At 70.5% G+C, this 15,857-nt stretch carries 20 protein-coding genes; 14 read left to right on the forward strand and 6 right to left on the reverse strand.

The window, feature by feature from the left end:
* The first annotated feature begins 82 nt into the window (after positions 1-82).
* Both ACIQHQ_RS23770 and ACIQHQ_RS23775 read left to right on the forward strand, forming a co-directional pair.
* Positions 83-1,042, forward strand: coding sequence for a Scr1 family TA system antitoxin-like transcriptional regulator (locus ACIQHQ_RS23770; protein WP_402614709.1), 960 nt, complete (start codon positions 83-85; stop codon positions 1,040-1,042).
* Entirely contained in the window at positions 990-1,103 is a 114-nt protein-coding gene (locus ACIQHQ_RS23775; protein ID WP_402615323.1) for a DUF397 domain-containing protein, read from the forward strand. The genes ACIQHQ_RS23770 and ACIQHQ_RS23775 overlap by 53 nt, the downstream gene beginning before the upstream one ends.
* On the opposite strand, the gene ACIQHQ_RS23780 is transcribed toward ACIQHQ_RS23775, so the two are convergent.
* The 3 genes from ACIQHQ_RS23780 to ACIQHQ_RS23790 all read right to left on the reverse strand — a co-directional run bounded on the left by ACIQHQ_RS23780 (position 1,104) and on the right by ACIQHQ_RS23790 (position 2,463).
* Positions 1,104-1,448 carry a hypothetical protein gene (locus ACIQHQ_RS23780; protein ID WP_402614712.1) on the reverse strand — a complete coding sequence of 115 codons (345 nt, stop codon included), beginning with the start codon at positions 1,446-1,448 and terminating at the stop codon, positions 1,104-1,106.
* A complete protein-coding gene (locus ACIQHQ_RS23785; protein WP_402614715.1) occupies positions 1,445-2,050 on the reverse strand; it encodes a DUF6232 family protein in 606 nt (201 codons plus the stop codon). The genes ACIQHQ_RS23780 and ACIQHQ_RS23785 overlap by 4 nt, the downstream gene beginning before the upstream one ends.
* 119 nt (positions 2,051-2,169) lie before the next feature.
* Positions 2,170-2,463 (reverse strand): PLD nuclease N-terminal domain-containing protein, encoded by a 294-nt coding sequence (locus ACIQHQ_RS23790; protein ID WP_402614718.1) that lies wholly within the window; start codon positions 2,461-2,463, stop codon positions 2,170-2,172.
* 67 nt (positions 2,464-2,530) lie between these two features.
* On the opposite strand from ACIQHQ_RS23790, the gene ACIQHQ_RS23795 reads away from it, so the two are divergent.
* A complete protein-coding gene (locus ACIQHQ_RS23795; protein WP_402614721.1) occupies positions 2,531-3,982 on the forward strand; it encodes a menaquinone biosynthesis decarboxylase in 1,452 nt (483 codons plus the stop codon).
* Positions 3,979-4,881 carry a menaquinone biosynthesis prenyltransferase MqnP gene (mqnP, locus tag ACIQHQ_RS23800; protein WP_402614724.1) on the forward strand — a complete coding sequence of 301 codons (903 nt, stop codon included), beginning with the start codon at positions 3,979-3,981 and terminating at the stop codon, positions 4,879-4,881. The genes ACIQHQ_RS23795 and mqnP overlap by 4 nt, the downstream gene beginning before the upstream one ends.
* Here the strand turns inward: mqnP and ACIQHQ_RS23805 are convergent, their stop codons facing one another.
* On the reverse strand, positions 4,882-5,490 hold the full coding sequence (locus ACIQHQ_RS23805) for a rhomboid family intramembrane serine protease (protein ID WP_402614727.1): 609 nt from the start codon (positions 5,488-5,490) through the stop codon (positions 4,882-4,884).
* 114 nt (positions 5,491-5,604) lie between these two features.
* Here ACIQHQ_RS23805 and ACIQHQ_RS23810 point away from each other — a divergent pair, with 114 nt between their 5' ends.
* The 9 genes from ACIQHQ_RS23810 to ACIQHQ_RS23850 all read left to right on the forward strand — a co-directional run bounded on the left by ACIQHQ_RS23810 (position 5,605) and on the right by ACIQHQ_RS23850 (position 12,108).
* Positions 5,605-6,267: a UbiX family flavin prenyltransferase gene (locus ACIQHQ_RS23810; protein ID WP_402614730.1), complete on the forward strand. Its 663-nt coding sequence runs from the start codon at positions 5,605-5,607 to the stop codon at positions 6,265-6,267.
* Positions 6,268-6,324: 57 nt separating this feature from the next.
* On the forward strand, positions 6,325-6,780 hold the full coding sequence (locus tag ACIQHQ_RS23815; RefSeq protein WP_283973329.1) for an Lrp/AsnC family transcriptional regulator: 456 nt from the start codon (positions 6,325-6,327) through the stop codon (positions 6,778-6,780).
* 37 nt (positions 6,781-6,817) lie between these two features.
* Entirely contained in the window at positions 6,818-7,981 is a 1,164-nt protein-coding gene (mqnE, locus tag ACIQHQ_RS23820; RefSeq protein ID WP_402614733.1) for an aminofutalosine synthase MqnE, read from the forward strand.
* 165 nt (positions 7,982-8,146) lie between these two features.
* The gene (locus ACIQHQ_RS23825; protein WP_402614735.1) at positions 8,147-8,797 is read left to right on the forward strand and encodes a UdgX family uracil-DNA binding protein; all 651 of its coding nucleotides are present in this window, start codon (positions 8,147-8,149) and stop codon (positions 8,795-8,797) included.
* A gap of 16 nt (positions 8,798-8,813) precedes the next feature.
* Positions 8,814-9,338, forward strand: a complete 525-nt coding sequence (locus ACIQHQ_RS23830; RefSeq protein WP_402614738.1) for a GNAT family N-acetyltransferase — start codon at positions 8,814-8,816, stop codon at positions 9,336-9,338.
* Between the two features lie 91 nt (positions 9,339-9,429).
* A complete protein-coding gene (locus ACIQHQ_RS23835; protein ID WP_402614741.1) occupies positions 9,430-9,729 on the forward strand; it encodes a DUF4229 domain-containing protein in 300 nt (99 codons plus the stop codon).
* A 141-nt stretch (positions 9,730-9,870) separates the two neighbouring features.
* Complete coding sequence (locus tag ACIQHQ_RS23840) at positions 9,871-9,972, forward strand: putative leader peptide (RefSeq protein ID WP_402614744.1); 102 nt, start codon at positions 9,871-9,873, stop codon at positions 9,970-9,972.
* A 63-nt stretch (positions 9,973-10,035) separates the two neighbouring features.
* The gene (locus tag ACIQHQ_RS23845; RefSeq protein ID WP_402614747.1) at positions 10,036-11,346 is read left to right on the forward strand and encodes a dicarboxylate/amino acid:cation symporter; all 1,311 of its coding nucleotides are present in this window, start codon (positions 10,036-10,038) and stop codon (positions 11,344-11,346) included.
* A 96-nt stretch (positions 11,347-11,442) separates the two neighbouring features.
* Positions 11,443-12,108, forward strand: coding sequence for a TetR/AcrR family transcriptional regulator (locus ACIQHQ_RS23850; RefSeq protein WP_402614750.1), 666 nt, complete (start codon positions 11,443-11,445; stop codon positions 12,106-12,108).
* On the opposite strand, the gene ACIQHQ_RS23855 is transcribed toward ACIQHQ_RS23850, so the two are convergent.
* Positions 12,096-12,947, reverse strand: a complete 852-nt coding sequence (locus tag ACIQHQ_RS23855) for a MaoC family dehydratase (protein ID WP_402614753.1) — start codon at positions 12,945-12,947, stop codon at positions 12,096-12,098. The genes ACIQHQ_RS23850 and ACIQHQ_RS23855 overlap by 13 nt on opposite strands.
* Positions 12,947-14,251 carry a 3-oxoacyl-ACP reductase gene (locus ACIQHQ_RS23860; RefSeq protein WP_402614755.1) on the reverse strand — a complete coding sequence of 435 codons (1,305 nt, stop codon included), beginning with the start codon at positions 14,249-14,251 and terminating at the stop codon, positions 12,947-12,949. Before ACIQHQ_RS23860 ends, ACIQHQ_RS23855 begins: the two co-directional genes overlap by 1 nt.
* A 105-nt stretch (positions 14,252-14,356) precedes the next feature.
* Here ACIQHQ_RS23860 and ACIQHQ_RS23865 point away from each other — a divergent pair, with 105 nt between their 5' ends.
* Positions 14,357-15,646, forward strand: coding sequence for an acetyl-CoA C-acetyltransferase (locus ACIQHQ_RS23865; RefSeq protein ID WP_402614758.1), 1,290 nt, complete (start codon positions 14,357-14,359; stop codon positions 15,644-15,646).
* Positions 15,647-15,857: the final 211 nt, after the last annotated feature.

The raw sequence follows: 15,857 nt of genomic DNA on the forward strand, positions 1-15,857 counted from the left end.
GTGTACTGAGCGTTGCGCAGGGGAACGGTCCGGATCAATGCTTTGCGTGTGACACCGGTGCACTGTCACGGAGGGGGAAGCCGTGAGCCGACGGAACGGCGGGGCGGAGTCGGGAGCGAGCACGGCGGCCGTGTTCGGCGAGGTGCTGCGGCACTTCCGCGAGGCGGCCCTGCTCACGCAGGAGGCCCTGGCACGGCAGATCCCGTGCGACCGCTCGCATGTGGCGCGGGTGGAGGCCGGTACGAGGGTTCCGCAGGACGCCTTCGCCAAGTCCTGTGACGAACTGCTGTGCACGGGTGGGGTGTTGTATCGGCTGTGGGGCCGGATCGACTGGTATCCGCAGGTGGAGCATCCGGACTGGTTCCGGCGGCGGGCGGAGATGGATGAGGAGGCGGTGACCCTCCGGGAGTACCAGGAGCGCGTCATTCCGGGGTTGTTGCAGACAGCCGACTACGCACGGGCCCTGTTCTCGCGGCTCGTGAGCGGCGAGGAGTTGGAGGAGCGGGTACGGGCCCGACTGAGCCGCCAGCAGCGCTTCCTGACGGGAGGGGGTCCGCTGTACCTCGTCGTCCTTGACGAAAGCTGTCTGCGCAACGTGGTCGGCACCCCGGGCCTCATGAGAGACCAGTGCGCGCACCTGCTCGACGTCGGGCGGCGACCCAATATTCGCATTCAGGTCGCTCCCGCAGACCGCCTCGGCCTGTTCCGCCCCAGTGGCTCAATGTCGCTGATCGAGCTGCCTGATGGTCACCGGTGGGTCTACTCGGAGTCCCTGGATCGAGGCCACTTCAGCGACGATCCGGCCCTCTACGCACGACACAGCCACTCCTATGATGTGCTCAGGGCCGACGCTCCGTCAGCCCCCGAGTCCGCCGCCCTGATCAGCGACGTGATGGAGAGGTACGAGCATCATGAAGAAGCCCGAACTGAGCGCGGCGAAGTGGATCAGAAGCAGTTACAGCGACGCCAACGGCGGCAACTGCATAGAAATAGCCCCCGGTTTCCCCGAAATCGTCCCCGTGCGCGACAGCAAGAACCCTGACGGACCGGTGCTGGTCGTCACCCGGTCCGCCTGGTCGGCGTTCGTCGGCTCCGTGCGCTGACTACTGTCCGCTCACCATCTGCAGGATCCGGTTGGCGGCCTCCGCGACCGGCTGCCCCACGGCCCCGACGGCCGCGGCGATCGCGGCGACGGCCATCAGTGCACGGTGCCGCTCGGCCGGCGGCGCCGTGTCCGCGGCCAGCACCGGCAGGGAGTCGTCGATGAGCTGTGCGCTCGGCTGCGGCAGCTGGTCGCGCAACTCGCGTACCTCACGGATCAGTTCGGCGAGCGCCAGCCGCAGGGCGGGGTCCGTGTCACCCGCGGCCCCGTTCTTCACGATGCCCGTGTTGCCGCTGCCGCCGTGCATGTTGACGTTGTCGCCGTAGTAGTAATTGTTGCCGTTCATGCCGCGATCCCCACGTTCCCGCTGCCGCCGTACATGTTGACGTTGTCGCCGAAGTGGTAGTTCGTGGGCGAGCTGATCGTGAGCCGCTCCACGGTCACCCGGAACTCGGTGTCCGGATTCTCCAGGGCACCGGCGACGTAGCCCACGAGTTGGTCCAGGTGCTGCGGATTCCCGCTGGTCACCATCGCGGTGGACGGGCCGGCCGTCTCGACGGCGAGGACGTAGTGCGACTGTGCCGTGAGTACGGAGAGCATGTCGACGAAGGAGTAGATCAGCGCCGCGCCCGCGACGAGCCATACGAAGACGAGGAGCCCGCCGGCGGTGGCCTCGTCCGCGAGGACGGTCAGGCCGGCGATGATCGACAGGCCGACCGCCGCGGCCAGGATGATCCCGGTGCGGGCGAGGAAGCGGATGACCGCCTCCTTGCGCTTGGGATGGAGGGTGAACGTGTATACCCGGGCGATGTTGCGCAGCGGGTAGGCCGCTCCGCCGACCCATAACAGCCCTTTGCCCACACGCAGTTCGACGTCGGTGACCGACCGGGGCGGAGTGGCGGGCGGGGGTGGGATGTCGTACTGGCCCGGTGGCTGGTGTGTTTCCATGTGGTCCCCCTGAGCGGTGGCGTGTGCGGTGGGGCAGTCGTGACTGCGTGAACACCATTGACGACTATGCGTGTGCCGCTGGGCAAGTCGTTTCACAGGCCGGTGGGAAACCGCCGGGTTCAGGACTCGTCGCGTTTGGGGTCGTCGTCCTTCTTCGTGTCCTCGTCGAGCGACTTCAGGAAGTCGGGGTTGTCGTCGGGCGCGACCCACCGCCGCGGACGCTCCGCCGCGGGCACCCGCTTCTTGCCGGCGATCAGCCAGGAGATCGACCCGACGAGGGGGAACAGCAGCACCAGGATCGCCCACAGCGGCTTGGGCATGTGGCGGATGTCGTCGTCCTTGGTGCTGATGCAGTCGATGAACGCGTACACACTCAGCGCCAGCGGCACGAGGAACATCAGTACCCGGAGCATGCGCGGCCTCTCAGCAAAGCGGTGGGTGGTTCCCGGCCAGCGTAGCCGCTCGGGGATACTGGACCCCATGGCTTACGACGATCTTCGCTCCCTGCTCCGGGCGCTGGAGCGCGAGGGTGACCTCAAGCGCATCAAGGCCGAGGTCGACCCGTATCTGGAGGTCGGGGAGATCGTCGACCGGGTGCAGAAGTCCGGCGGCCCCGCCCTGCTCTTCGAGAACGTGCGCGGTTCGAGCATGCCCCTCGCGATGAACGTGTTCGGCACGGACCGGCGGCTGCTGAAGGCCCTGGGGCTGAAGTCGTACGCCGAGATCTCCGAGCGGATCGGCGGGCTGCTGAAGCCCGAGCTGCCGCACGGGTTCGTCGGTGTGCGGGAGGCCTTCGGCAAGCTCGGCGCGATGACGCACGTGCCGCCGAAGAAGGTGAAGGACGGCCCCGTGCAGGAGGTCGTCCTGACCGGGGACGATGTCGACCTCGACCAGCTGCCCGCCCTGTTCACCTGGCCGAAGGACGGTGGGTCGTTCTTCAACCTGGGGCTCACGCACACCAAGGACCCGGACAGCGGCGTGCGCAACCTGGGCCTCTACCGGCTCCAGCGGCACGACAAGCGCACCATCGGCATGCACTGGCAGATCCACAAGGACAGCCGCAACCACTACCAGGTGGCCGCGCGCCGGGGAGAGCGGCTGCCCGTCGCGATCGCCTTCGGGTGCCCGCCCGCCGTGACGTACGCCTCCACCGCACCGCTGCCCGGGGACATCGACGAGTACCTGTTCGCCGGGTTCCTCGCGGGCAAGCGGATCGAGATGGTCGACTGCAAGACCGTGCCGCTCCAGGTTCCGGCACAGGCCGAGGTCGTGATCGAGGGCTGGCTGGAGCCGGGCGAGATGCTGCCCGAGGGGCCCTTCGGTGACCACACCGGCTTCTACACGCCGCAGGAGCCCTTCCCCGCGCTGAAGATCGACTGCATCACGATGCGCAAGCGGCCCCTGCTCCAGTCGATCGTCGTGGGCAGGCCCCCGACGGAGGACGGGCCGCTGGGGCGGGCGACGGAACGCTTCTTCCTTCCGCTGCTGAAGATCATCGTGCCGGACATCGTGGACTACCACCTGCCGGAGGCGGGCGGCTTCCACAACTGCGCGATCGTCTCGATCGACAAGAAGTACCCGAAGCACGCGCAGAAGGTGATGCACGCCGTCTGGGGCGCGCACATGATGTCGCTGACCAAGCTGATCGTGGTCGTCGACTCCGACTGCGACGTACACGATCTGCACGAGGTCGCCTGGCGGGCGCTGGGCAACACGGACTACGCCCGCGACCTGTCGATCGTCGAGGGCCCGGTCGACCACCTGGACCACGCCTCCTACCAGCAGTTCTGGGGCGGCAAGGCCGGTATCGACGCGACGAAGAAGTGGCCCGAGGAGGGCTACACGCGCGACGGCGGCTGGCCCGACATGGTCGAGTCGGACCCTGAGACGGCGGCGAAGGTGGACCGCCGCTGGAAGGAGTACGGGCTGTGACCTCCGCTTCCGCCGCGATCCCGCAGCCGGGACGCACCAAGGCGTTTCTCCGGCTGGTGATGATCGAGCACTCGGTCTTCGCGCTGCCCTTCGCCTACATCGCCGCGCTCACGGCGATGTACCAGTGGGACAGGAACGTCCACTGGGGCCGGCTGCTGCTGGTCACCGTCTGCATGGTGGGCCTGCGCACCTTCGCGATGGCGGTCAACCGGATCATCGACCGGGAGATCGACGCCCGGAACCCGCGCACGGCGCAGCGCGAGCTCGTGACGGGCGCGATGTCGGTGAAGCACGCCTGGACGGGTGCGCTGATCGCCCTGGCCGTGTTCCTCGGCGCGGCGGCCCTGCTCAACCCGCTGTGCCTGGCGCTGGCCCCCATCGCCGTGATCCCGATGGTGGTCTACCCGTACGGCAAGCGGTTCACGAACTTCCCGCAGGCCATCCTCGGCCTCGCCCAGGCCATGGGCCCGATCGGCGGCTGGCTGGCGATCTCGGGGGAGTGGTCCTGGGACGCGGTGATCCTCGGTCTGGCCGTGGGCATCTGGATCGGCGGCTTCGACCTGATCTACGCCTGCCAGGACGTGGAGACCGACCGCGAGATCGGCGTCATGTCCGTCCCCGCCCGCTTCGGTATCCCGTCGGCGATCTGGGGTGCCCGGGTCTGTCACGCGCTGACGACGGCCCTGTTCGTCTGGTACGCCCTCGCCACCGACGCCGGCGCGTTCTTCTGGCTGGGCTTGCTGATAGTGGCCGGAGCGTTCCTGTACGAGCACTCGATCGTCCGCCCCCACGACCTGTCCCGCGTCAACCGTGCGTTCTTCAGCGTCAACGGCTTCATCGGCATCGCCCTGTTCGTGTGCGCGTTGCTGGACCTGCTGGTGCGGGGTCTGACCGTCTGATCACGGTGCGATGGGCAAGCGCCCTTGTTGCGGGCGGCGGCGGAACAGGAACGCCGCCGCCACCCCCGCGAGCAGGCCCATCAGGTGGCCCTGCCAGCTGACGCCCGTCTGGGTGGGGGCCAGGCCCGCGAGGATGGAGCCGCCCCAGACCGCGGCGATCAGGACCCCCACCAGGACACCCAGGGGGCGCCGCTCGACGAAGCCGCTGACCAGGAGGAAGCCGAACAGGCCGAAGATCAGGCCGGAGGCGCCCGCGGTGTTGGTGCGGTCCGGGGCGATGAGCCAGACGCCCAGGCCGTCCACGACGACGATCAGCGCGCACACCAGCAGGAACCGGCGCAGGCCCGTGAGCGCGGCGAGGAAGCCGAGGACCAGCAGCGGCACGGTGTTCGCGGCCAGATGGGCGAAGCCGAAGTGGACGAAGGCCGAGGGCACGACGTCGGCCAGCTCGGACGGGTCGCGTGGGGTGACACCGAAGCCGTCCAGCGCATGGCCGGTCGCCACGTCCACCACTTCCAGCAGCCATAGCAGCGCCACCCAGGCCAGCATCAGCTTCCCCGCGGCCGGCGCACGGTCTCTCGCCGACCACCCGGCTCCGGTATCCGACATGGCGACCCCCAGCGCTCGCTCGTCCTTCCCGTGCAACGGCCCGCCCCCCTTGGCCGGTTCCCCCGTGCGACGCCGGATAGGCTCGGTGTTGTGAACCCAGTCAAGCCAGGCGAGATGCCACGCACGCCTTGGATCGTAGGGGTGTCCGGGGCCTCCGGCACCCCGTATGCCGCTGCTGTGCTGCGGGCCCTCCTCGCCGCCGGCGAGAGTGTCGACCTCGTGGTGTCCCGGGCCTCCCGGCTCACCCTGCTGGACGAGACCGGGATCTCCTTCCGGGACGCCCACTGGCAGGCCGACCTGCGGGAATGGCTGTCCCGGGGCGCCGACGGCAAGCCGGACACCTTCTCCGTCGACATCGGCGCCGTACGCCACTGGAGCGCCGGCGACCTGGCCGCCGGGCCCTCCTCGGGGTCGTACCCCACCAAGGGCATGCTCATCGTGCCCGCCTCGACGGCGAGTGTGGCCGGGGTCGCGCTCGGTCTGTCGAAGGACCTGTTGCAGCGGGCGGCGAGCGTGACCCTCAAAGAGGGACGCAAGCTGATCGTGGCCGTGCGCGAGACCCCGCTGAACGGCCAGACCCTGCGGCACCTGGTGGCTCTCGACGACGCGGGCGCGACGGTCGTGCCCGCCTCACCCGCCTTCTACGCGGGCGCGACGCACATCCAGGACCTGGTGGACTTCGTCGCCGGACGCGTACTCGACGCGGCGGGCGTGCCGCACCGGCTCTACCGCCGTTGGCAGGGTGAACTCGGCGGCGGTGCGCACCGCGACGGCTGAGCGGCACCCGAACCTCATCTGACTCAACGACAACTTCAGCGGAAGGCTTCGATCGCAATGGACGCGGTGGACAGGCAGCTCATCCAGGCCCTGAGGGAGAACGGCCGGGCCTCCTACGCGGAGCTGGGACGCCTCGTCGGACTGTCGGGACCCAGTGTCACCGACCGCATCAACCGGCTGGAGGCGGCCGGAGTCATCACCGGTTACCGGGCCACCGTCGACGCCGCCTCGCTCGGCCTCGGTGTCACCGCCCTGATCGGCATCTCCCTCTCGGACGCCACCGACCACGAGGACGTGGCGCAGCGCCTGAAGGACCTCTCGGAGATCGAGGACTGCTGGTTCATCGCGGGCGACGACTCGTACATGCTCAAGGTGCGGGCGGCGGACGTGGACGGCCTGGAGAAGATCATCCGGCGGCTCAGCGGCACGAAGGGTGTCTCGCGGACGCGTACCACCATCGTGCTGTCCACCAAGTGGGAGAACCGGGTCGGAGAGCTGCCGGAAGAGGAGTAGTCGTACGGTTGGGGCGTTGTCGATGAAAGGTGTGGGCATGGATCTCGGGCTCAAGCGCGAGCTGGAGGAGAAGGTCAGGGCGGGCGTCCGCCTGACCCGTGAGGACGGCATCGCGCTGTACGAGTCGGACGACCTGGCCTGGCTCGGCGGCCTGGCGCACGAGGTGCGCACCCGCAAGAACGGCGACGTCGTGCACTTCAACGTCAACCGGCACCTCAACATGACCAACGTGTGCACGGCCTCCTGTGCGTACTGCTCCTTCCAGCGCAAGCCGGGGGAGAAGGACGCGTACACGATGCGGATCGAGGAGGCCGTGAAGCTCGCGAAGGCGATGGAGTCGGAGAACCTCACCGAGCTGCACATCGTCAACGGGCTGCACCCGAACCTGCCGTGGCGGTACTACCCGCGGTCGCTGCGGGAGTTGAAGGCGGCGCTGCCGCACGTGTCGTTGAAGGCCTTCACGGCGACGGAGATCCACCACTTCGAGACCATCTCGGGGATGAGCGCCTCGGAGATCCTCGACGAGCTGATCGACGCCGGTCTGGAGTCCCTGACCGGCGGCGGCGCCGAGATCTTCGACTGGGAGGTCCGGCAGCACATCGTGGACCACCGCACCCACTGGGAGGACTGGTCCCGCATCCACCGGCTCGCGCACGAGAAGGGTCTGAAGACCCCGTGCACGATGCTGTACGGGCACATCGAGGAGCCCCGGCACCGCGTGGACCACGTGCTGCGGCTGCGCGAGCTCCAGGACGAGACCGGTGGCTTCCAGGTCTTCATCCCGCTGCGCTACCAGCACGACTTCGTCGACATGCAGGACGGCAAGGTCCGCAACCGGCTCCAGGCACGGACGCAGATGGCGACGGGCGCCGAGGCGCTCAAGACCTTCGCCGTGTCGCGGCTGCTGTTCGACAACGTGCCGCACGTGAAGGTCTTCTGGGTCATGCACGGCGTGCAGACCGCGCAGCTTGCCCTGCAGCACGGGGCCGACGACATGGACGGGTCGGTCGTCGAGTACAAGATCACTCATGACGCGGACAACTACGGGACGCCGAACAAGCTGACGCGTGAGGATCTGCTCGATCTGATCCGCGATGCCGGGTTCCGGCCCGTGGAGCGGAACACGCGGTACGAGATCATCCGGGAGTACGAGGGTCCTGACCCGGAGCGCCGCGAGTCGCCGCAGCCGATGCGGGTCTGATCGTTTGCGGGTGCCGATGCGGGTCTGATCGGGTGCGGGTGCCGATGCGGGTCTGATCGGGTGCGGGTGCGGGTGCGGGTGCGGGTGCGTGGGGGTTGCTCGCGCCCCGCGGCGGAGCCGTACATCGGCAGGGTCCCGCGCCCCTGAGGGGGGTACCCGGACGGCATGGTGAGCACCGGGGCACCTGAGGATGCCTACACCGCCGAGCCGTTTCTGCCCGAGCGCGGCGGTCTTCCCGCTCTGCGGAAGGCCGCTGCCGACTGTCGGGGGTGCCCGCTGCACCGGGACGCCACCCAGACCGTGTTCGGCGACGGGAGCAAGGACGCCCGGGTCATGCTCGTCGGGGAGCAGCCCGGGGATCAGGAGGACCGGCAGGGGAAGCCGTTCGTCGGGCCGGCCGGGAAGCTGCTGGACCGGGCTCTGGCGGAGGCCGGCATCGACCCCTCCGAGGCCTATGTCACCAACGCCGTGAAGCACTTCAAGTTCACACGGGCCGAGCCCGGCAAGCGGCGGATCCACAAGGCGCCGAACCTGCGGGAGATGACCGCGTGCGGGCCCTGGCTCGCCGCGGAGCTCGCGGTCGTGGAGCCGGAGCTGATCGTCGTCTTGGGGGCCACCGCCGGGAAGGCGCTGCTCGGGTCCTCCTTCCGGGTCACGCAGGTGCGCGGCACCGTGCTGGAGGAGGAGATCCACGGGAGGCCGGAGCGGCTGGTGCCGACGGTGCATCCGTCGTCGGTGCTGCGGTCCGACGACCGGGAGGCGGCCTACCGAGGGCTGGTGTCGGACCTGAAAGTGGCGGCGGACACCCTGGCGTAATAGCTACAATCCCGGCATGCCCCTTACCTTCACGCTCGATCCCGCCGTCACCCCCGAGCTGCGTGACGGCCTGCTCGATCTGTGGACCGATGTCTCCAACGCCGGTGGCGCCGTCGGGTACGTGCCGCCGGTGACGCGGGAGGAGATCCGCCCCGCGCTGGTGCAGCACTTCGCCTCGATGGCGGAGGGGCGGGTCAAACTGCTCGTCGGGCACGACGAGGCGGGGCAGGTCGCGGCGACCGCGTTCCTGACCTTCAACACGCACCACCTGATGACCCACTGGCTGTGGCTGTACACCGTGATGGTGCATCCCCGTCACCAGGGCAGGGGCTACGGCCGCGACCTGCTCGCCGCCGCCGCCGACGCGGCCCGGGGGATGGACGGGATCGAGGCGATCCGGCTGACCTGCCGGGGCGGTGTCGGTCTTGAGCGGTTCTACGCCACCTGCGGCTACAAGGAGGTCGGGCGGATTCCCGGGGCGATCCGTGTGGCCCCCGGGGACGACCGCGACGACGTCATCATGCTGCTGCCCCTGGCCTGACCCCCCTGCGGGATCGGCCGCCCGTCGTGCTTCACTGGACGGTGCCCCTTTGGGTGCGTTCCGACCGTTCGAACCGGAAGAGTGGATTGAGATGCTCCGCTACACGCTGATGCGCCTCGGAATCTTCGTGGGCTGCCTCGTGGTCGTCTGGGGCGCGGTCTACTCCGGCATCGCCCCGCGCGGGCTCGGCGACAGCAACGGGCTGTGGGTGGTGCTGCTCGCCCTGCTGATCTCCGCGCCGATCAGCTTCGTCGTGCTGCGCAAGGAGCGGGACCGGGCGTCCGTGCAGGTCGCGCAGCGCGTCGACCGGATGAAGGCCAACCTGGACGCCAACCGCAGCCAGGAGGACGGGGCCGACGACACGACCCGGGTCCAGGGGCAGGCCTCGTAGGGTCCCTCACACGCGTTCACAACGCCCCGTTTCCGTACATGCTCGGAAACGGGGCGCTTTGCGTTGTATGGGTGTGTGTGAGTCGTCACCTGTCAAAGCCAGGCTTTGAGGTCCTCAAAGCTCCGGTGTTAAGGTCGTTGTATGAAGTCAGCAGTCGCGTCCCATTCGCCCCTGAGCGTTCCGCTCGTGGCGCGCCTGCACGTGGATCTCTGTCGGTGCGCGTCCGCTTTCTGTCGTCCCTGACGTAACGCCCCCCCGCCGTCTCCCACGTCAGTTCCCCTACGCGTCCCCCAACGGAGTCAGTCCGTGTCCTCACACACGAAGTCCTTCAAGGTGCCCTTCTGGGCCCAGATACTCGCCGGTCTCGTCCTGGGTGTGCTGCTCGGCTGGCTGGCCCGCAGCCAGGACCTGTCCTGGCTGGTCACGACGCTGGAAAAGGTCGGCGACACCTTCATCGGGCTGCTGAAGCTCGCGGTCGCCCCGCTCGTCTTCTTCGCGATCCTGGTCTCGATCACCAACCTGCGGAAGGTCAACAACGCGGCCCGCCTGGCCTCGCGCACCCTCCTCTGGTTCATGATCACGTCGCTGATCGCCGTCAGCATCGGCCTGGTCATCGGCCTGCTGACCAACCCCGGTGCCGGTACCGGCCTCACGCCCAAGGACGGCGGGAAGCCCGAGGACACCGGCTCCTGGATCGACTTCCTGACGGGCATCATCCCCACCGACGTCATCACGCCGTTCACCGAACTGAACGTGCTCCAGATCGTCTTCATGGCCGCCGTCGCCGGTATCGCCGCGCTCCAGCTCGGTGAGAAGGCCCAGCCGATCCTCGCCCTGAGCGAGTCCGTCCTCAGCCTGCTGCAGAAGGCGCTGTGGTGGGTCATCCGGCTCGCGCCGCTCGGCACGATCGGCCTGATCGGTCACGCCATCGCCACCTACGGCTGGGACCTGATCGGCAAGTACGCGACGTTCACCGCCGACATCTACATCGGCTGCCTCCTCGTGATGTTCGGCGTCTACCCGACGCTGCTCGCGACCGTCGCCAAGGTCAACCCCGTCCAGTTCTTCAAGGGCGCCTGGCCCGCGATCCAGCTGGCCTTCGTCTCCCGCTCGTCCGTGGGCACCATGCCGCTGACGCAGAAGGTCACCGAGCGGCTCGGCGTGCCGAAGGAGTACGCCTCCTTCGCCGTGCCGTTCGGCGCGACGACCAAGATGGACGGCTGCGCCGCGATCTACCCGGCGATCGCCGCGATCTTCGTGGCCCAGATCTTCGACATCCAGCTCGGTGTCGGCGACTACCTGCTGATCGCGTTCGTCTCGGTGGTCGGCTCCGCCGCCACGGCCGGTCTCACCGGCGCGACGGTCATGCTGACCCTCACCCTCTCCACCCTCGGCCTGCCGATGGAGGGCGTGGGCCTGCTCCTCGCGATCGACCCGATCCTGGACATGATCCGCACCGCGACCAATGTCGCCGGGCAGGCCCTGATCCCGGTTCTGGTCTCCGCACGTGAGAACCTGCTCGACCGTACGGCGTACGCCACGGCCGACGGCTCCTCCCTGGACGAGCCGCTCGACGAGCCGCGCGACGCGGCGGAGCCGGTCACCGCGGCCGCCTGACGGGCCGACCGGCCGCACGCGTCGACGGGCCCCCTGGGCGGTCCTTCCCCGGTTTCGCGGGCGAGGGCCGTCCAGGGGGCCCGTACGCTAAGCGCCATGGGTGCCGTGAAGACCAAGCGGATGCCGCGCGCGGTCCGTGAGCAGCAGATGCTGGACGCCGCCGTGCGGATCTTCGGCCAACGCGGCTACATGGCCGCGTCGATGGACGAGATAGCCGAACTCGCCGGCGTGTCCAAGCCGTTGGTCTACCTGTACCTCAACTCGAAGGAAGACCTCTTCACCGCCTGCATCCGCCGGGAGGCGGGGGCCCTCGTCGAGGCGGTGCGGGCCGGGGTCCACCGCGACCTGCCCGCCGACCGGCAGCTGTGGGAAGGCCTCGGCGCCTTCTTCACGCACACCGGCGAGAACCCGGACGCGTGGTCCGTCCTGCACCTCCAGGCGCGCACGCACGGCGAGCCGTTCGCCGCCGAGGTCACCGCGATGCGCGAGGAGATCGTCGCGTTCGTGACGCAGCTGATCCTCGCCGGCGCCCGTGAGGCGCACCGCGACCCCGACCTGCCCGAGGGCGAGGTCGCCGGGCTCGCCGAGGCCCTGGTCGGCGCCGCCGAGTCGCTCGCCGCCTGGGCCAACGCCACCCCCGGCGTCACGGCCCGCCAGACCGCGGCCACCATGATGAACTTCGCCTGGGCCGGGCTCGGCGACCTCATGGCGGGACGGCCCTGGGCCCCGCCGGAGGAGCAGCCGGGCCCTCACGCCGGGTAGACGTCCCCCGTCACATGGATCCGGTCCTGCCGGCCGCGCAGTTCGAACCGGCCGTCCCGCGCCGCGTACGTCACCGTCCCGGGCAGCAGGACCGGTGCCCTGAACTCCGCACGCAGATGGCAGCACTCCGTGACGCCGTGCGCGGCGAGGCAGCGGGCCACCGTCCACATGCCGTGGGCGATGGCCCGGGGGAAGCCGAACAGCCGGGCCGTGAGCGGGTGCAGGTGGATCGGGTTGCGGTCGCCGGACGCGGCTCCGTAGCGGCGCCCGACGTCCCCGGCGAGCCGCCACTCGGCGACCTCGGGCAGCGGCTCGCGCGCCCGCGTCTCCCGGGGGGCCGCGGCCGGGTGCCGCGTGCGGTGCCGGGCCAGGTACGTGCTCCTCGACTCCCACACGACGTCCCCGCCGTCGCGCGCCTCGGTGACGACCGTGGCCTGCGTGCCGCGTCGGTGGGGCGCCAACCCGTCGACACGCACCGAGAGTTCGTACGCTTCGCTCGCCGGCATCCGGCCGTGCCGCGTCACGGTGATCGACGTGTGGACGAGGCCGAGCAGCGGCAGCGGGAAGTCCCGGCCGCTCATCAGCCGCATGGCCAGGGGGAACCCGAGCACATGCGGATAGGTCACCGGCAGCGCGTCCTCCCCGGTCGGGAACCCGCAGACCCGCTCGTACGCCGCGAGCCGCGCGAGGTCGACGCGCAGCCCGGGCACGACGAGCCGGGTGCGGTCGAACTCCGCGTCGGAGCGCGGGCGTTTGAAGGGGGACAGCAGGGCGCCGCGGGCGAGGAGCGGGGCGAGGGAGGGGGACCGGGGGAGGGCGAGATCGGCGGGGGAGGCCATCACGCCCCCAGCAGGCTCTGGCCGCACACGCGGACGACCTGGCCGTTGACCGCGCCCGAGGCCGGGTGGGCCAGCCAGGCGGTGGTCTCGGCGACATCGGCCGGGAGGCCGCCCTGGGCGAGGGAGTTCATACGGCGGCCCGCCTCGCGGATGAACAGCGGGACGGCGGCCGTCATCTTCGTCTCGATGAAGCCGGGCGCCACCGCGTTGACCGTCACGCCGTGTTCCGCGAGCGCGCGCGGGGCGAGGGAGCGGACCAGCCCGACGACGCCCGCCTTGCTCGCCCCGTAGTTGGTCTGGCCGGCGTTGCCGGCGATCCCCGCGATCGAGGCGGTGGCGACGATCCGGCCGCCGCGCTTCAGCGTCCCGTCCTTCAGCAGGGCGTCCGTGGTGCGCAGCACGCTCCCCAGGTTCACCTCGAGGACGGAGCCCCAGCGTTCGGCCGGCATGTTCACCAGACGCCGGTCGCGGGTGATGCCCGCGTTGTGGATCAGCAGGTCCAGGCCGTCGGGCAGGGCGTCGGCGATCCGCGCGCCCGCGTCGGCGGCCGTGATGTCGAGCAGCAGCGCGGTGCCGCCGAGCCGATCGGCGACCCGCCGGGCGTCCTGCTCGGCCTGCGGCACGTCCAGGACGACGACCCGGGCCCCGTCCCGGGCGAGGGTCTCGGCGACCGCCTCACCGATGCCGCGGGCGGCGCCGGTGACCAGGGCGGTGCGGCCGGTCAGGGGGCGCTCCCCGTCGGGGGGAGTGCTCTCGTGGGGTGTTCCCACCTCGATCACCTGCCCGCTGACGTACGCCGACTTCGGCGACAGCAGGAAGCGCAGAGTGGACTCCGCGGCGGCGGCGTCCGTGAGCCGGAGCAGGTTCACCGTCCTGCCCCGGCCGATCTCCTTGCCGAGGGAGCGCGTGAAGCCCTCCAGGGCCTGCTGGGCCGCGGCCTGGTGGTGGTCGGCGGGGTCGAGCGGCGCACCGAGCACGACCACGCGGCCGCTCGGGGCGACCGACCGCAGAACCGGATGCAGGGCCGCGTGCACCTCGGCCAGCCCCTCGACGTCCCGTACGCCGGTCGCGTCCAGGACGACGGCGGCCGTGCGGCCGCTGCCGGCCGGGCCGGGGCCCGTGCGGGCCAGGACCGGCGCCAGGCCGAGGGCGGACCGGCCGGCGGTGAGATGCAGCAGACCGCCGTCCAAGGCGGGCCGCTCGGGGGACCAGCGGGTCAGCGCCGCCGGCTGCGGCAGACCGAGCCGGCGGGTGAGGAAGCGGCCGGGCGCGGTACCGGTGAAGCGCAGATAGCGGTCGGCCATGTCCAACTCCCAGTTCCGAGGACGGCTCACAGAAGCCCACAGTTGCTTACTCTGGAGTAAGGTTACCCGAGGTAAGGCTACGTCACAGACGAGGAGCAGGTCGAGATGAGCCCTCAGCAGCTGTCGCCGTCGGTGCGGCGCGTGGCGATCGTCGGCGGAGCGCGCATCCCCTTCGCCCGTTCCGACGGCCCCTACGCCACCGCCTCCAACCAGCAGATGCTCACCGCCGCCCTCGACGGCCTCGTCGAGCGGTACGGACTCCAGGAGCCCGGCACGGTCGGCGAGTTCGTCGCCGGGGCCGTGCTCAAGCACAGCCGCGACTTCAACCTCGCCCGCGAGAGCGTCCTCGGCTCGAAACTCCACCCCCGCACCCCCGCCTACGACATCCAGCAGGCCTGCGGCACCGGCCTCCAGGCCGTCATCGCCGCCGCCAACAAGATCGCCCTCGGCCAGACGGAATCGGCCGTCGCGGGCGGCGCGGACACCGCCAGCGACGCCCCCCTCGGCGTCAACGACTCCCTGCGCCGCATCCTGCTGGAGGCCCGCCGGGCGAAGTCGCCGGGCGGGCGCCTGAAGGCCCTGGCGAAGGTGCGCCCGGCCCACCTCGTCCCCGACATCCCGCGCAACGCCGAGCCGCGCACCGGCCTGTCCATGGGCGAACACGCCGCCGTCACCGCCCGCGCCTGGGGCATCGCCCGCACGGCACAGGACGAACTCGCGGCCACCAGCCACCAGCGGCTGGCGGCGGCGTACGAACGCGGCTTCTTCCAGGACCTGGTGGTGCCCTTCCGCGGCCTGGCCCGCGACCAGAACCTGCGCCCCGGCTCGACGGTGGAGAAACTCGCCTCCCTGAAGCCGGTGTTCGGCCTCGACCACCCCGACCCGACCATGACGGCCGGGAACTCCACCCCGCTGACGGACGGCGCCGCGACCGTGCTGCTGGCGAGCGAGGACTGGGCCCGCGAACGCGACCTGGAGCCACTGGCGTACCTCACCGCGTACGAGACGGCGGCCGTCGACTTCGTGGGCGGCGACGTGGCCGGCGGCGAGGACGGGCTGCTCATGGCGCCCGCCCGCGCCGTCCCGCGCATGCTGGAGCGGGCCGGACTCGGCCTGGACGACTTCGCCCTCGTCGAGATCCACGAGGCGTTCGCCTCCCAGGTGCTGGCGACGCTCGCCGCCTGGGAGAAGCGCGGCCTCGGCACGGTGGACCGCGCCCGGCTGAACGTCGCCGGCTCCTCCCTCGCGACCGGGCACCCCTTCGCCGCCACCGGCGCCCGGATCGTGGCCACCCTGGCCAAACTCCTCACCGAACGGGACGCCCCCGCCCGGGGGCTGATCTCCGTCTGCGCGGCGGGCGGGCAGGGGGTGACGGCGATCCTGGAGCGGGCCTGAGGGCCGCGGGCGGGCAGGGGGTGACGGCGATCCTGGAGCGGGCCTGAGGGCCGCGGGCGGGCGGAACCTGAAGAACCTTCACCTAACCCCCGATAATGCACAGGCCTGGCTCCGGACCATCCCCGAACCCGCACGAACCCGCCACGTGAGCACCGTACGATCCCGTTCCTACCGGCAGTAACCCCTTTCTGGGGGTTCCGCCGGTTGAGCG

It is taken from the genome of Streptomyces sp. NPDC092370 (genome assembly GCF_044755265.1).
GTDB lineage: Bacteria > Actinomycetota > Actinomycetes > Streptomycetales > Streptomycetaceae > Streptomyces.

What these genes read in the sequence shown, in the direction of transcription:
- ACIQHQ_RS23780 (WP_402614712.1), bottom strand. Translation starts at nt 1,448, where the DNA reads ATGAACGGCAACAATTACTACTACGGCGACAACGTCAACATGCACGGC.
- ACIQHQ_RS23785 (WP_402614715.1), bottom strand. Translation starts at nt 2,050, where the DNA reads ATGGAAACACACCAGCCACCGGGCCAGTACGACATCCCACCCCCGCCC.
- ACIQHQ_RS23790 (WP_402614718.1), bottom strand. Translation starts at nt 2,463, where the DNA reads ATGCTCCGGGTACTGATGTTCCTCGTGCCGCTGGCGCTGAGTGTGTAC.
- ACIQHQ_RS23795 (WP_402614721.1), top strand. Translation starts at nt 2,531, where the DNA reads ATGGCTTACGACGATCTTCGCTCCCTGCTCCGGGCGCTGGAGCGCGAG.
- ACIQHQ_RS23805 (WP_402614727.1), bottom strand. Translation starts at nt 5,490, where the DNA reads ATGTCGGATACCGGAGCCGGGTGGTCGGCGAGAGACCGTGCGCCGGCC.
- ACIQHQ_RS23810 (WP_402614730.1), top strand. Translation starts at nt 5,605, where the DNA reads ATGCCACGCACGCCTTGGATCGTAGGGGTGTCCGGGGCCTCCGGCACC.
- ACIQHQ_RS23815 (WP_283973329.1), top strand. Translation starts at nt 6,325, where the DNA reads ATGGACGCGGTGGACAGGCAGCTCATCCAGGCCCTGAGGGAGAACGGC.
- mqnE (WP_402614733.1), top strand. Translation starts at nt 6,818, where the DNA reads ATGGATCTCGGGCTCAAGCGCGAGCTGGAGGAGAAGGTCAGGGCGGGC.
- ACIQHQ_RS23825 (WP_402614735.1), top strand. Translation starts at nt 8,147, where the DNA reads ATGGTGAGCACCGGGGCACCTGAGGATGCCTACACCGCCGAGCCGTTT.
- ACIQHQ_RS23830 (WP_402614738.1), top strand. Translation starts at nt 8,814, where the DNA reads ATGCCCCTTACCTTCACGCTCGATCCCGCCGTCACCCCCGAGCTGCGT.
- ACIQHQ_RS23835 (WP_402614741.1), top strand. Translation starts at nt 9,430, where the DNA reads ATGCTCCGCTACACGCTGATGCGCCTCGGAATCTTCGTGGGCTGCCTC.
- ACIQHQ_RS23840 (WP_402614744.1), top strand. Translation starts at nt 9,871, where the DNA reads ATGAAGTCAGCAGTCGCGTCCCATTCGCCCCTGAGCGTTCCGCTCGTG.
- ACIQHQ_RS23850 (WP_402614750.1), top strand. Translation starts at nt 11,443, where the DNA reads ATGGGTGCCGTGAAGACCAAGCGGATGCCGCGCGCGGTCCGTGAGCAG.
- ACIQHQ_RS23855 (WP_402614753.1), bottom strand. Translation starts at nt 12,947, where the DNA reads ATGGCCTCCCCCGCCGATCTCGCCCTCCCCCGGTCCCCCTCCCTCGCC.
- ACIQHQ_RS23860 (WP_402614755.1), bottom strand. Translation starts at nt 14,251, where the DNA reads ATGGCCGACCGCTATCTGCGCTTCACCGGTACCGCGCCCGGCCGCTTC.
- ACIQHQ_RS23865 (WP_402614758.1), top strand. Translation starts at nt 14,357, where the DNA reads ATGAGCCCTCAGCAGCTGTCGCCGTCGGTGCGGCGCGTGGCGATCGTC.